Here is a 13,337-nt window from a genome sequence, read left to right as displayed (position 1 = left end):
ACTGATGTCAGGCCGCCGCGTCGATGTCGGTGCGGAAGCGCACGCCCTCGGCGCGGCCGTGCACGCTGCCCCAGTCGTAGAGCGCCTGCAGCGCGGCGGCCAGATCGTGGCCGCGCGGGGTCAAGGTGTAGCGCTGCTTGCCGTCGGCCGAGGTCTCGAGCACGACGAAGCCGATCTCGACGAGATCGGCCAGGCGCTGCGTCAGCATCTTGTCGGACAGCGAAGGGATCAGCCGGCGCAGTTCGGAATAGCGCAGCGGCCCCTGCTTGATGCGCGCAATGATCACCGTTTTCCATTTGCCGCCGAGCGCGTCGAGGGCGAACTCGACCGGGCAGCCATAGAGTCTTCCGCGTTGGGTCATGCGGCAATTCTAGGCAGGGCATTGCTACGACGGAAGCGGAAATTGCCCGGCCAGATGGCGGGGTTGCGGCGCGGCAGCTTTGTCGGCAACGACCCACAGAAGGAGCAACAAAATGAGTGTTCGTGACCCCAATCCGGTCAATGCGCGAAACCCGAAGCGGGTGGCGATCGTCATCGCCAATCCGGCCATCTCGACCACGACCGGCTGGCCAGTCGGCTTCTGGTGGAGCGAGCTCACCCATCCCTGGTTCGCCTTCACCGAGCGCGGCTATGGCGTCGAGATCTTTTCGCCTGACGGCGGCAAATGCGAAGCCGATGCGCTGAGCGACCCGCGCGACCCCTCCGGCTATTCCGACACCGACCTGATCTCGCTCGGCTTCATCGCGAGCCCGAAGCTGATGGCCCTGGTCGAGGCCACGCGGCCGGTGGCGGATATCGATGTCGAGCGCTTCGACGCGATCGTCGTCGCCGGCGGCCAGGCGCCGATGTTCGGCTACGACCGCGCGGAAACGCTGCAACAGATTTTCGTCGCCTTCCATGAAGCCGGCAAGGTGGCGGCCGCACTGTGCCACGGCACGGCGCTGCTGCGCTATGCCAGGCACGCCGATGGATCGCTGCTCGCCGCCGGCAAGACGGTGACCGGCTTTGCCAATGCCGAGGAGGATTTTGCCGACGAGGCGACCTGGGCGATGGGCGCGCTCGAACGCGGCAAGCATCTGATGCCGTGGCGCATCGAGGACGAACTCAAGGCGATCGGCGCCAATTACATCCAGGCCGGGCTGTGGCGCGGCTTTGCCGTGCGCGACGGCAATCTGATCACCGGCCAGCAGAATTTTTCCGGCACAGAGACCGCGCGCCTGGTGTGCGAGGCATTGGGCGGCTGAACGCGCCCTCTCCCTTTGGTTTTGACGCGCTTCCCTGGGTAAGCGCTAACGCGCTTTGGCCGGGGAAAGCGCTCACACTTTTCCCCGGAATGGTGTCCAGACGTCCCATTACGGCAGGGACTTCAGTCTTAATTGAGATACAGCTAATATATATGTAGCTTTGCCAGTGCGGGGCGACGATCCCAAAATCCAAGCCTAATCCCGCAATGGCTGGTGCGGCACGCTTTCAACCCAAGCATCCTCCGCACCGGCCATTCTTTTGCCTGCCGCAGGGTAACCCATGGTGCGATCGCGAAAGGCGCTCTCGGGTCGAGCCGAATACGGATCTGTCAGATTTATAGTCTTTCCTGAATCACCCTAGCCCAGCAATTGCTTGCTCAGCCGCGCGCATTGCACGCGAATATCCGGGATGGCGTCGATCTCGAAGAAGGTGCCGCGAGTCAGCGGGCCGACGGCGAGGATCTTGGCTGAAACGGTGCCATCGCCGGCGATGATTTCGCATTTGGCTGAGACATCGAGGCCGAGCCGCAGCGGGTCCGGCCGCGCCAGGCCGCGGTCGACCAGCGAGCGCACGACGCTGTTCGAGGTGGTCGAGATGTCCCTGGCGATGCCCGTGCAGTCATAGATGCGGGCGACCTGGAGCGTCTCCAGCGCCTGCGTATGGCGCGACTGGATGTCGATGGTGAAGCCATCGCCCGCCTCGATGCCGACGACGCGGCCGGCGACGGGCCGGATGCGGCCGGTGCGCACCGCCTCGGTGACGCGGGCATGCACCTCCGGCGCCAGGCGGTGGCGGTGGATATCCCACCAGGCCTTGGTGTGCTCGACGAAACGGCGCTTGGCCGAGGACGGCCAGTTCTGCCAAATCTTCTGGTTGAAGGGCCGCAGACCATCGACGACGTCGCGCCAGTCGATGCCGGCTTTCTGGTTTTCGCGGATCAGGCCGCGGAACCAGCTAACGAAATAGGACAATTGGGTGCCGAGCGGAATGTCGGCGACGTCGAGCTTGATCGGGTTGCCCTTGCGGTGCGGCGACGGCAGCAGGCCGCGCCGCGACACGGCGACGATCTCGCCCTTGTGGCCACGCTGCTCGAGCGACAGGAAGGCGTCGACCATACTCAGCCCGGTGCCCAGCACCAGCACGCGGGCTTCAGGATCGAGCGCGGTGTCGGCCTCGGTGCCCATGCGGATGGCGTGGCCCTGACCGGCGCCGGGCTGTTCGTCATGGCCGGTGGCAAGCACCGCCAGATGCGCGACCACGCTGGTGCCGTTGGCGAGCGTCACCTCGACCCCGGAAGAGGTCGGAGAGATCGACAGGCTCTCCTCGCGGATCAGCCTGAGACGGCCGGTTTCCTTTTCCCGCTCTTCGAGTTCGTCCAAAAGTTCCTTGAGATAGCGGGCATAGACGCTGCGCGGCGCGTAGAAGGGTGTCTGCGGCGTCTGCTCCTGGCTCACCAGGCCGCGGGCCTGCAGCCAGCGCCAGAAATTGCCGGGATCGTCGGCATAGGCGCTCATGCCTGCCGCGCTGACATTGAGCACATGCGCCGACAGCAGCGTCGAATAGGCGATGCCCTGGCCGAAATGCGGACGTTTTTCGATCAGCGTGACGCGCAGATCGGGGTGGGGCGATTTGAGGAGATGCGCGGCAAGCACGACGCCGCTGGCGCCGCCGCCGACAACAATGATCGAATTGGTGCGCCCGACACTCATGTGCGCACGCTCAGGATCAGGCGAGGACCTTCTGCGTCAGCGGCAGGCCGTCTATGCCCCTCGCGACCGCAAGGTCGTCGAGGACGATGTCGCGCATCTCGGCCAGCGTGCGCTGGTCGAGCACCTCGGCGATGGCCTGCCGGACCTCGAGCATCAGATGTCGGACTTGGCATGTCGCCTCATTGCAGTCTTCACAGCGCTGATACTGGGTGCGGCTGGCGCACGGGATGGGTGCCAGCGGTCCGTCGAGCACGCGCACGACATGGCCGACCTTGATCTCGTCGGCCGGGCGCGCCAGGCGATAGCCGCCTTCCTTGCCCTTGCGGCTCTGGACGAAGCCGGCATTGCGCAATTCGCCGAGAATGGCGTCGAGGAACTTCTTCGGGATGTTGTTGCCGCTGGCGATCTCGCCGACGAAGGCGAGCTGCCCGGCCGGCAGTTGCGCCAGATGGACCAGCGCCTTGAGACCGTACTTGCCTTTTTTGGTGAGCATAGAGCGAACGTTTCCCTGTCAGGCGATGGCTCGAAACCATCGGTTGCGAAACGCCTGACGTGCCTCCCCGCCGCGTGCAAGCTGCTTCGACAGATAAATTCTAGTGACATGATATACAAGCAGAGAAACCTTGATTTTGCTGTGTTTTCACGCCGCGGAGGCCACTTTAGCAGGGCTTTGTGCCGTTAAGGTCACAGGCTGGGCCGCAAAGGCAGGCGGATGTCGCGAGCGATCATGGTGGCAGAGTGGCCGCGTATCGTCTCCTCCATTCGTCAATGTCGATAAGATTACTATACTTACCCCCGAACCGGCGGAACGTGTTTTCAAATCAGCGGCTGTTTGCAGCATGGATTTGCTCGGCTAAGGCGCTGCGCGCAATCTCGTTCGCTGTCGGGAACCAAGATCGGTATGGGCGAGGACGAATGCCCAATCCTCCGCTCAGGACTGGGCGCCGTCGCCTTGCAACTGGTCAGACTTGGCGGGTTTGGCCACCGGTATGCCGCTCGAGCGCAGCATCCAGCGGTGACCGTCGCTGCGCAAATCGGTGAGGCTGAGCGGCTCGACATCGATCCTGCGGCAGGCCGCAAGCGGCGCGCCCAGCACATAGACGATTGCCGCGCGGATGACACTGGCATGCGTCACGGCGATGGTGTGGCCGCTCGTCCGAATCATGTCGTCTAAGAAGCTCGCGGTGCGACGCGCCACATCGGCCAGCGACTCGCCGCCATGCGGAGCGGCCTCGGCATCGCCGAGCCAGGCGGCGACGCCGTTGGGATCAAGCGCCTGCACCTCCGCGAAACCCTTGCCGGCCCAGCGGCCAAAATCCTGCTCGGACAGCAGCGGCTCGACCGAGGCCTGCAGCCCCATCGCCTCGGCGGTCTGGCGGGCGCGTAGCGCCGGGCTGGTCCAGACCCGGTCGGCACGGCGCAGGGTCTTCGTTGCCGCCAGCGCCAGGGATTGCGGTTCCAGCGCCTCGTCGAGGGGGAACGACCCCTTGCGCATGGCGGGCGTTGCGCCGCTGCAGATCAGGGTCAGGCGTACCAGCATGAAAAGCTGCCTCTTTCCGGCCAGCCGGGCCGGCGGATTGATGGTTTGCGCCGGCTCTACACGGCCGCGTGTAGAGTATCACGGTTCATTGACGGGTATCGGCCGGTGGCTTTTTTCTAACAAGCCCGTCTTGCTTGGAAGGATTTAACTCTACAAGAACGATAGAATTAGCTGACTATGAACAGGCATCCGGTTTTTCTCATTTCATGGAGCCTTTCATGTCCAGCATTTCGCGACGCATTATCCTTCTGTCGTCGGCAGCCTTGGCGGGTGCGGCCTTCCTCGGCCCGGCCCAGGCGCAGGATCTCAAGATCACCATCGGCTACCAGACGGTGGTCGAACCTTCGAAAGTAGCGCAGGCCGACGGCGCCTATGAAAAGGCGACCAAGGCCACGATCGACTGGCGCAAATTCGATTCCGGCGCCGATGTCATCGCCGCCGTTGCCTCCGGTTCGGTCGATATCGGCTATGTCGGCTCAAGCCCGCTGGCGGCAGCCGCCAGCCGGGAACTGCCGATCCAGACCATCTTCGTCGTCGGCCTGATCGGCGAATCCGAGGCGCTGGTTGCCCGCAACGGGTCCGGCATCGAGAAGATCGCCGACCTCGCCGGCAAGAAGGTGGCGGTGCCGTTCGTGTCGACCACGCATTACAGCCTGCTTGCGGCGCTGAAGCACGAGAATGTCGATCCGAAATCGGTCGAGATCCTCAACCTCAGGCCGCCGGAAATCGCCGCCGCCTTCGCCCGCGGCGACATCGACGCGGCCTATGTCTGGGATCCGGCGCTCGGCCAGATCAAGACCTCCGGCAAGGTGGTGCTGGATTCCTCGCAGGTTGCCGCCTGGGGCGCGCCGACCTTCGACGCCTGGATCGTGCGCACCGACTTCGCCGACAAGAACCCGGAAGCCGTGCGCGACTTCGTCAAGGTGACCGGCGAATCCTATGCCGCGTTCCTGGCCAAGCCGGACGCCTGGTCGGTGTCGTCGCCGGAAGCGGCGAAGATCGCCAAGATCACCGGGGCCAAGCTGGAAGAAGTGCCGCAACTGCTCAAGGGCTACGTCTTCCCGACGCTGGAAGAGCAGGCCTCCGACAAATTCCTCGGCGGCGGCACCGTGAAGGCGATCGAGGCGGCGTCGGCCTTCCTCAAGAAGCAGGGCAAGATTGATGCCGTGCTGCCGGACTATTCGAAATACGTGTCGTCGAAATACGTCACCGAAGCCTTGGCTTCGAACTGACCCGAACACGCGCGGTTTCTTCTTCCCTGACGCCGCGTGTTGCCTGTCCCGGAGCCGCTAAACGAGGAGCGGTTTCGGGGCAGGCTGATCTCTTTCGGAGCCTGTTCCATGTCCCATCTCGTCCTAGACAAGGTCTCGGTTCACTATGACGGCCAGCCGGCCGTCGAGCGGGTGTCGATCGATGTCGCCAAGGGCGATTTCGTCGTGCTGGTCGGCCGCTCCGGTTGCGGCAAGACCTCGCTGCTCAATGTCGCCGCCGGCCTGGTCGAGCCCGCGCGTGGTGTAGCCACCATCGGCGGCTCACCGATCACCGGCCCAGGCCCGGACCGCGCCGTGGTGTTCCAGAACGATGCCTTGTTTCCCTGGCTGACGGCACGCGAAAACGTCGCCTTTGCGCTCCGACTGCGCGGCGTGCCGCTGGCTGAACGGGCACGGCGCGCCGATGAGCTGCTCAGACTGGTGAAACTCGACGGCGTCGGCGACAAGCGCATCTGGGAATTGTCCGGCGGCATGCGCCAGCGCGTCGGCCTCGCCCGTGCACTCGCCGCCGAACCGGAATTCCTGCTGCTCGACGAACCGCTCGGTGCGCTCGACGCGCTGACGCGCGAGCGCATGCAGACGACGCTCCTCGATTTGTGGACAGCCGCCCAGGTCGGCGTGCTGATGGTGACGCACGGCATCGAGGAGGCGCTGGTGCTGGCCACAAGCATTGTCGTGCTGGCGCCGGGACCTGGCCATGTGGTGCGGACATTCGAGACCGGCTTCAGCCGGCGCTATGCCGCGGGCGAGCCCATCCGCTCCATCAAGGCCGACCCTGCCTTTGCCGCGGCGCGCGGCGAACTGACCGATGCGATCTTCGAAGGAGAGGCGGCATGAGCGTCACCTCGTACAATGAGCGGCCGACCGTCAAGGCCGGCGAAACCGATGCCATCTCGGTGCCGTGGTCGCGGCCGCGGCCTAAACGCAGCTGGATCTCTTCCCGCGCGGTCAGCGCCGTTACCATTCTGGTCGTGCTGGCGGCATGGGCCCTGTCGGCCCGCCTGCAGCTGGTGTCGCCGGTGTTTTTGCCCTCGCCCGCCGCCGTGTGGACCAAATTCATTGTCGTCGCCCGCGACGGCTTCGTCGACGCCACGCTGCTCCAGCATATCGTTGCCAGCCTCGGCCGCGTCTTCGCGGCACTGGTCGCGGCCATCGTCATCGGCGTGCCTGTTGGTCTAGCCATCGGCATCTCGACGATCGGTCGCGGCATTTTCGATCCGCTGCTCGAATTCCTGCGGCCGATCCCGCCGCTCGCCTATCTGCCGCTGGTCATCATCTGGTTCGGCATCGGCGAGCCGTCAAAGATCCTGGTCATCGCCATCGCCATGCTGGCGCCGGTGGCGCTGTCGACGGCATCGGGCGTACGCGGCGTCTCGAAGGAACGCATCGATGCGGCGCGTTCCCTCGGCGCGACGCAGCGCCAGGTCGTGCGCCATGTCATCCTGCCCAGCGCGCTGCCTTCGATCCTGACCGGCTTGCGAATCGCGCTCGGCGCCGGCTGGTCGACGCTGGTCGCGGCCGAGCTGGTGGCAGCAACGCGCGGCCTCGGCTTCATGATCCAGTCTGCCGCCCAGTTCCTGGTCACCGATGTCGTGGTGATGGGTATTCTGGTGATCGCGACAATAGCCTTCGTGCTGGAATTCATCATCCGCCGGATCGAGCGTCAGCTGGTTCCGTGGGCGGGACGCGAATGACAACAGGGCTCGCCGGTTTGGCCGGCTGCTTCCCTTCGCAGCGCGGGGACCACCGATCCCGGAACAGAAGGAGTGATGACATGACCCAATCCACCGCCGTGCTGTTCGCCCATCTCGGCAACTGGCTGCTCGCCTGGCGAGATAACCAATTGCCACAGCCGCAGCCGAAATCGCCGGCGCCGGTGCAACTCGACGCCGAACGCGACCGCCTGCCGCCGCGCGACGAAGGGTTTTACTGGGCGTGGGAGTATTGGTCGCAGTGAGAAGGCTGGCAATTCTCGCTCAACCGCGCGAACGGCTCGCCCATGCCAGGCCGATTAAACCCACCAGCATGGTGACGATGCCGATATAGAGCCATTGCGACTGGCCGGTCATGAAGCTGCCGCCGACCACGCCGAGGCCTTGCAGCGACCACAGCGCGCCGATGGCCAACACAATCAGGGCCAGCAGATATCTGAACAGTCTCATCGCCGAGATTCCTTTCCCAAGTCGATTGTCAACTGCGCCATGGCCGCGATGAAAGAGCGAAAGGAAGAGGTCCAGTCGCGCGTGTTTTTACTTGTATAATAACGCCTTATCTTGCTGAAGGTATCTGCAAGATGGCCGCGAAAGCCGCTTGAAATACCCCAGCGCATCGCGAAAAACCCCTGACAAACTGTTTCCCAGTGACTCCAAACGTGTGCCAGCGCCACGGAACCGCCAGATACTTGCCGCATTTCCTGCCTTATTCAGCACTTACCGGCTGGGGTCTGTAAAAGGAGCCTCCCAAGTGAACAAGAAGAACCAAACCGCGCTTGTCGCGGTAACGATGGCGGCTGGCCTGATGGTCGGCGCAACCGCCTCCTCCGCCGCCGGCCAATGCGGCCGTGCTTCCTGGTACGCGCTGCACTCCCGGACCGCCAATGGCGAGCGCATGAACCCGTCGGCAATGACCGCCGCGCATCGCAGCCTGCCCTTCGGCACCAGGCTGAAGGTGACCAACCAGAACAATGGCCGCAGCGTCATCGTGCGCATCAACGACCGCGGCCCGTTCATCAAGGGCCGCATGCTCGACCTGTCGAAGGGCGCCGCCGGCCAGCTCGGCTTCATCGGCTCCGGCCATACCTCCGTCTGCGTGGCGCGCGTCTGATCTGTCCAAGTCCGGCCCATCCGGGCCGGACGCATCTGCTCTCTATATCCGACGGCCGCGCTTTCGCAGCTGCACATTGAGCCGGCTGGTCCCGTTCGAAGCGGATTCTCAAGGCCTTGGACCAAAGAATGGGATATGTCACGCCACGTGACGTATTGCATCGCAGCAATATCTTGTTAACCTTCGCGCGAGACATTCAAGGATCGGCGCTGCTCGTCGTCCCTTCGATCACGGCAGCTGCGGAGTACCTGATGTTCTACCAGCTCTACGAAATGAACCATGCCGCCCTGCAGCCCGCGCGGCTTTATGCCGATGCGGTACGGCTGTTCTACACCAATCCGCTCAACCCGTTTTCGCACACGCCGTGGGGCCGCTCGGTGGCTGCCACCGCCGAACTCTTCGAGCGCACGACGCGCCGCTACAGCAAGCCGCATTTCGAGCTGACCAAGACCGTGGTCGACTGGAAAAGCGTCGAGGTAACTGAGAAGACGGTGTGGTCGAAGCCATTCTGCAACCTTGTCCGTTTCGAGCGCGCCGTGCCCGCGGGGCGCAAGGCCGACCCCAAGCTTTTGATCGTGGCGCCGATGTCGGGCCATTATGCGACGCTGCTGCGCGGCACGGTCGAGGCGATGCTGCCCTATGCCGACGTGCACATCACCGACTGGGTCGATGCCCGCATGGTGCCGCTGACCGACGGACATTTCGACCTCGACGACTACATCGACTACATCATCGACATGCTGCATACGCTGGGGCCGGACACCCATGTGATGGCCGTGTGCCAGCCTTCGGTGCCGGTGCTGGCGGCGGTGGCGCTGATGGAAAAACGCGGCGATCCCTTTGTGCCCTCTACGATGACGCTGATGGGCGGGCCGATCGATACCCGCCGCAACCCGACCGCGGTCAACCTTCTGGCCAAGGAAAAGGGCATCGACTGGTTCCGCGACAATGTCATCATGAACGCGCCCTGGCCGGTGCCGGGCTTCGGCCGCGAGGTCTATCCGGGCTTCCTGCAGCTGTCGGGCTTCATGAGCATGAACCTCGACCGCCACATCATCGCCCACAAGGACTTCTTCATGCACCTGGTCAAGCATGACGGCGACAATGCCGAGAAGCACCGCGACTTCTACGACGAATATCTGGCGGTGATGGACCTGACGGCGGAGTTCTATCTGCAGACCGTCGACACGGTGTTCGTGCGCCATGCGCTGCCCAAGGGCGAGATGATGCATCGTGGCGAAATCGTCGATACCAAGGCGATCCGCAACGTCGCGCTGTTCACCGTCGAGGGCGAGAACGACGACATTTCCGGTCTCGGCCAGACCCAGGCCGCGCACGACCTCTGCCCCAACATTCCGGCCGACCGGCATGCCCACTACATGCAGCCGGCCGTCGGCCATTACGGCGTCTTCAACGGTTCGCGCTTCCGCTCGGAAATCGTTCCGCGCATCGTCGATTTCATCACCAGCTACGGCCGCCAGAACCGCGTTGCGGTCAAACCGAGACTGGTCCGCTCCGCCAAGGGTTGAGGCTCGATACAGCTGTGGCGTGCATTGCCTGCAGAAGCGGGGCGACTTCGCACGCCAGAGGCGTTCTGTTGCACAATAGACGCTGTCGGGCGGGCGCGGGTAACCATGCCGGAGAATCTAGCTCCCCCCATAATTGACACGGACTGTAAATCCCCTTTAACCTTTCGTTAACAACAAGGGCGAACGGGGACAATGACTTCCTCAGCGATGGCACGGACGCTGCGCTTGTGTGCGGCAACAGGGCTGGCGGTTTTGGGATGCTGGGCGGCGCCGGCTTCGGCGGGCGGCGCCATGGCGACCGGCGGCATGACCTCGCAGCCGATCGGCCATTATGATTTCTGCAAGTCCAATCCGGGCGAATGCTCGATCCGACCAAGCAATCTCAACCCGGCTGCGATGACCGACGCCTTCATGCGCAAGCTGATCAGCGTGACGTCAAGGGTCAACGCCACCGTCAAGCCGATGAGCGATTACGACATTTACGGCAAGGACGAAGTCTGGGCCTATCCCGACAAGGGCGTCGGCGATTGCGAGGACTATGTGCTGGAAAAGCGCCGCCAGCTCTCCCGCTCGGGCGTGTCGCTGGCCGATCTCCTGATCACCGTCGTGCGCAAGCCGGACGGCGAAGGCCATGCGGTGCTGACGGTGCGCACCGACAAGGGCGACTACGTGCTCGACAATCTCACCGACAAGGTGAAGATCTGGGACGCCACCGGCTACCGCTTCCTCAAGCGGCAGGCGATCGACAACACCGGCCGCTGGGTCTCGATCCGCGGTGGCCAGCAGGTGCTGGTCGGCGCGGTCCAGTAAATACGTCTTGAAGCACGCCAGCGCGCGCCCGAACCGCCTCAAAAAAAAATTCACAGTCACGCCATGAACCAAACCGTCTCCGCCGGCGACACACAGCCGTAACCAGAACCCAATCACGGAGACTTCAAATGAATGCTTTTCTGCGTAACACCTTCCTCGCCGCCGTCGCGGTGTCGGCCAAGGCCGGATCGGCCATGGCCGACCAGACCATCACCTGTTCCAACACCCAGACCAACGACTGGTGGGCCGGCCGTTGTTGCGGCGCCGGCGACTCGGGCTGCCTTGGTCACGAGGGCCATGGCCGCGACCATCACGACAATGGCGGCCGTGGTAGCACTGCCGGCAAGAACTGATGCAACGTCTCGCCGGCGATCGCCTCTCCAATTGAGGCGAACGCCGGCAAGCGCCCCATGCCATCCTATCCAATGCGTCCAAGCGCCGCCCGGATCGAGGCGGTGATGCGGCGAAGCTCGGCTTCGTCCAGCTTCTCGATGTTTTCAGCCAGCAGATTGGCAAGTTCCGTTGCGGCCGGGTTGAGCCCGGACGTATCGAGTTTTACGCGCGGGTGCGAGGCCTCGGCCAGGCGTGCCAGCTCCTCGGCGTCGTCCCAGATAACGTTGAAATAGCCGATGATCTTCTGGATCAGCGTCCAGGTCGGCGCGCCACGGCGGCCATGTTCCAGCGCCGATAGATAGGCGGCGGAAACACCGATCGCCTGCGCCATGTCTTTCTGGCGAACGCCGCGCTCGGCTCGAAGCGCCCGAAGTTTTTCGCCGAACGGCGTCATTTAGCGTACTCGCCTGAGCCGGACATAGAGCGCGCCCGAACCGCCATGGTTGCGGGCGGCGTGGTCGTGGCTGGAGACCAGCGGCCGGAAGGCGGGCGTCGACAGCCAGGCCGGCACGGCGCGCCGCAAGACGCCGTCGCCGCCCGACGACGAACCTTTTCCCGTAATGATCAGAACATAGCGAATGCCGCCAGCATGCGCCCGGTGCAAAAACGAAAACAGCAGTGAATAGGCCTCGTCCTGCGTCATGCCATGCAAATCGACCCGGCCTTCGATTGGCAACCGGCCTTTCTTCAACTTGTCCAGCGTCGGCTCGTCCAGCGCATGCGACACATGTTGTGCCTTCGGCTTGGCGGCAACGACCGCGCTGACAGGTACCGGTGCTTGCGCCGGTTTGGGGTCGGCAACGATGTCGGGGATGTCGACCGCCATCCTGCCCTTCAGCGGCCGGGCGGTGCGCGCCACCAGGTTCCACAACACCCGGTCGTCCTCGCTGAGCCTATCGGGGCGCTTGCTCATCGATTCGTCTCCGAAACGAGAGCTCTTGGAACCAGCGCATAGAAATCCGCCTCGTTGCGCACGACCCCAGCGATCTCGCCGGCGGCATCGCCTGAACCGGCGAAGAGATCGCCGCGCGCCGGTCCGGTGATGGCCGAGCCGGTGTCCTGCGCGATCATCAACCGCCGGAAAGGCTTTTTGTCGAACGCTGTCAGCCTCGGTGCATCGATATAAAAGGGTGTGCCGAATGTGTGCAGCAGCCGGTCGACCGCGAGCGAGCGGCCCGGCGTCAGCGGCACCTTGGCGGCGGCGATCGGACCGAGCGTCGCGTCGTCGACATCGGCTTCGCGAAAGAAGATATAGGAGCGGTTCTGCCAGAGGATCTCGTCGATGCGATCGGGATGCGCCCTGAACCAGGCACGGATCGACTGCATGGTCACTTTTTCGATCGGGATCTCGCCGAGTTCGGCGAGGATCTTGCCTGGTCCCGTAAAACGCTGGCCGGATTTGGCGGCATAGGTGACGCGGCAAAGCCGGCCGTCGGTCATCTTCAGTCTGGCTGCGCCCTGCACATGGATGAAGAAGGCATCGACTTTTTCTGCAAGCCAGGCCATTTCCAGGCCTTTGCCGGCCAGCGCGCCGCGCTCGATCTGGCCACGGTCGAAATACTCTACCGGCCCCTGCGGCGTCTCACGGGCGAAGGCCAGATACTCGTCCATGCCCTCGGGACGGTTGGCGCCGTCGATGTCGATGAGATCGCCCGGCCGCGCCAAAAGCGGTACCGTGAATTCTTCCGTGCGCACCGGCGAGGCCTCGACCTCCGGTTCGTAGAAGCCGGTGACCAGACCCGCATTTTCAGCCTGAACCTTGGCTGGAACGAAATGACGCTCGAAGAAATCCTTGGCTGCCGACCGATTCGCCGGCGAAACGGAACGCGCCTCGTCATAGGCGCCGGCAAAGGCGTCGAACCGGACACCGAGCGAGCCGGTGCGATAAGGCTTGGTCAGGACATGACAGGCCGAACGGCGGAAGGCTTCGAAGGCGGCAAGGTGATCGTCCGCAGCCCAGCCGGGAAGATCACCAAAGGATTTCTCGACAAAAAGGGACGATAGCGACACCGTGGCC

At 63.9% G+C, this 13,337-nt stretch carries 17 protein-coding genes; 9 read left to right on the top strand and 8 right to left on the bottom strand.

What is annotated here, in order from left to right; genetic code table 11:
- Window positions 1-7: 7 nt before the first annotated feature.
- Window positions 8-361 carry a winged helix-turn-helix transcriptional regulator gene (locus JQK88_RS02980; protein ID WP_192251926.1) on the bottom strand — a complete coding sequence of 118 codons (354 nt, stop codon included), beginning with the start codon at window positions 359-361 and terminating at the stop codon, window positions 8-10.
- Between the two features lie 112 nt (window positions 362-473).
- Here JQK88_RS02980 and JQK88_RS02975 point away from each other — a divergent pair, with 112 nt between their 5' ends.
- A complete protein-coding gene (locus JQK88_RS02975; protein ID WP_203277386.1) occupies window positions 474-1,244 on the top strand; it encodes a type 1 glutamine amidotransferase domain-containing protein in 771 nt (256 codons plus the stop codon).
- A gap of 357 nt (window positions 1,245-1,601) precedes the next feature.
- Here JQK88_RS02975 and JQK88_RS02970 read toward each other — a convergent pair whose 3' ends face one another.
- The 3 genes from JQK88_RS02970 to JQK88_RS02960 form a co-directional block, all read right to left on the bottom strand.
- Complete coding sequence (locus JQK88_RS02970) at window positions 1,602-2,954, bottom strand: FAD/NAD(P)-binding protein (RefSeq protein WP_192251920.1); 1,353 nt, start codon at window positions 2,952-2,954, stop codon at window positions 1,602-1,604.
- A 16-nt stretch (window positions 2,955-2,970) separates the two neighbouring features.
- Window positions 2,971-3,447 carry an RrF2 family transcriptional regulator gene (locus JQK88_RS02965; RefSeq protein WP_203277385.1) on the bottom strand — a complete coding sequence of 159 codons (477 nt, stop codon included), beginning with the start codon at window positions 3,445-3,447 and terminating at the stop codon, window positions 2,971-2,973.
- Window positions 3,448-3,885: 438 nt separating this feature from the next.
- Window positions 3,886-4,494 carry a histidine phosphatase family protein gene (locus tag JQK88_RS02960; RefSeq protein ID WP_203277384.1) on the bottom strand — a complete coding sequence of 203 codons (609 nt, stop codon included), beginning with the start codon at window positions 4,492-4,494 and terminating at the stop codon, window positions 3,886-3,888.
- Between the two features lie 218 nt (window positions 4,495-4,712).
- On the opposite strand from JQK88_RS02960, the gene tauA reads away from it, so the two are divergent.
- The 4 genes from tauA to JQK88_RS02940 all read left to right on the top strand — a co-directional run bounded on the left by tauA (window position 4,713) and on the right by JQK88_RS02940 (window position 7,722).
- Window positions 4,713-5,726, top strand: a complete 1,014-nt coding sequence (gene tauA / locus JQK88_RS02955) for a taurine ABC transporter substrate-binding protein (protein WP_203277383.1) — start codon at window positions 4,713-4,715, stop codon at window positions 5,724-5,726.
- Between the two features lie 108 nt (window positions 5,727-5,834).
- Window positions 5,835-6,602, top strand: coding sequence for a taurine ABC transporter ATP-binding protein (locus tag JQK88_RS02950; RefSeq protein ID WP_203277382.1), 768 nt, complete (start codon window positions 5,835-5,837; stop codon window positions 6,600-6,602).
- Entirely contained in the window at window positions 6,599-7,459 is an 861-nt protein-coding gene (locus tag JQK88_RS02945; protein WP_203277381.1) for an ABC transporter permease subunit, read from the top strand. Before JQK88_RS02950 ends, JQK88_RS02945 begins: the two co-directional genes overlap by 4 nt.
- A gap of 80 nt (window positions 7,460-7,539) precedes the next feature.
- On the top strand, window positions 7,540-7,722 hold the full coding sequence (locus JQK88_RS02940) for a hypothetical protein (RefSeq protein WP_203277380.1): 183 nt from the start codon (window positions 7,540-7,542) through the stop codon (window positions 7,720-7,722).
- A gap of 19 nt (window positions 7,723-7,741) precedes the next feature.
- On the opposite strand, the gene JQK88_RS02935 is transcribed toward JQK88_RS02940, so the two are convergent.
- Window positions 7,742-7,927, bottom strand: a complete 186-nt coding sequence (locus JQK88_RS02935; RefSeq protein WP_192251898.1) for a hypothetical protein — start codon at window positions 7,925-7,927, stop codon at window positions 7,742-7,744.
- Between the two features lie 340 nt (window positions 7,928-8,267).
- Between JQK88_RS02935 and JQK88_RS02930 the strand changes: the two genes are divergently transcribed.
- The 4 genes from JQK88_RS02930 to JQK88_RS02915 all read left to right on the top strand — a co-directional run bounded on the left by JQK88_RS02930 (window position 8,268) and on the right by JQK88_RS02915 (window position 11,280).
- On the top strand, window positions 8,268-8,588 hold the full coding sequence (locus JQK88_RS02930) for a septal ring lytic transglycosylase RlpA family protein (protein ID WP_192251977.1): 321 nt from the start codon (window positions 8,268-8,270) through the stop codon (window positions 8,586-8,588).
- A 251-nt stretch (window positions 8,589-8,839) separates the two neighbouring features.
- Window positions 8,840-10,117, top strand: a complete 1,278-nt coding sequence (locus tag JQK88_RS02925) for a polyhydroxyalkanoate depolymerase (RefSeq protein WP_203277379.1) — start codon at window positions 8,840-8,842, stop codon at window positions 10,115-10,117.
- Between the two features lie 192 nt (window positions 10,118-10,309).
- Complete coding sequence (locus tag JQK88_RS02920; RefSeq protein ID WP_192251892.1) at window positions 10,310-10,927, top strand: transglutaminase-like cysteine peptidase; 618 nt, start codon at window positions 10,310-10,312, stop codon at window positions 10,925-10,927.
- Between the two features lie 128 nt (window positions 10,928-11,055).
- Window positions 11,056-11,280: a hypothetical protein gene (locus tag JQK88_RS02915; RefSeq protein WP_203277378.1), complete on the top strand. Its 225-nt coding sequence runs from the start codon at window positions 11,056-11,058 to the stop codon at window positions 11,278-11,280.
- Between the two features lie 65 nt (window positions 11,281-11,345).
- Here the strand turns inward: JQK88_RS02915 and JQK88_RS02910 are convergent, their stop codons facing one another.
- Genes JQK88_RS02910 through mltA form a run of 3 tightly spaced genes read right to left on the bottom strand, consistent with a single transcriptional unit; the run spans window position 11,346 to window position 13,330 of the window.
- Window positions 11,346-11,714, bottom strand: coding sequence for a helix-turn-helix domain-containing protein (locus JQK88_RS02910; RefSeq protein ID WP_203277377.1), 369 nt, complete (start codon window positions 11,712-11,714; stop codon window positions 11,346-11,348).
- Window positions 11,715-12,233, bottom strand: coding sequence for a Smr/MutS family protein (locus tag JQK88_RS02905; protein WP_203277376.1), 519 nt, complete (start codon window positions 12,231-12,233; stop codon window positions 11,715-11,717). It abuts the gene before it with no gap.
- Entirely contained in the window at window positions 12,230-13,330 is a 1,101-nt protein-coding gene (gene mltA / locus JQK88_RS02900; protein WP_203277375.1) for a murein transglycosylase A, read from the bottom strand. Before mltA ends, JQK88_RS02905 begins: the two co-directional genes overlap by 4 nt.
- Window positions 13,331-13,337 lie beyond the last annotated feature (7 nt).

The sequence above is a fragment of the Mesorhizobium caraganae genome (genome assembly GCF_016836705.1).
GTDB lineage: Bacteria > Pseudomonadota > Alphaproteobacteria > Rhizobiales > Rhizobiaceae > Mesorhizobium > Mesorhizobium caraganae.
This window is presented reverse-complemented; position numbering and strand designations above follow the sequence as displayed.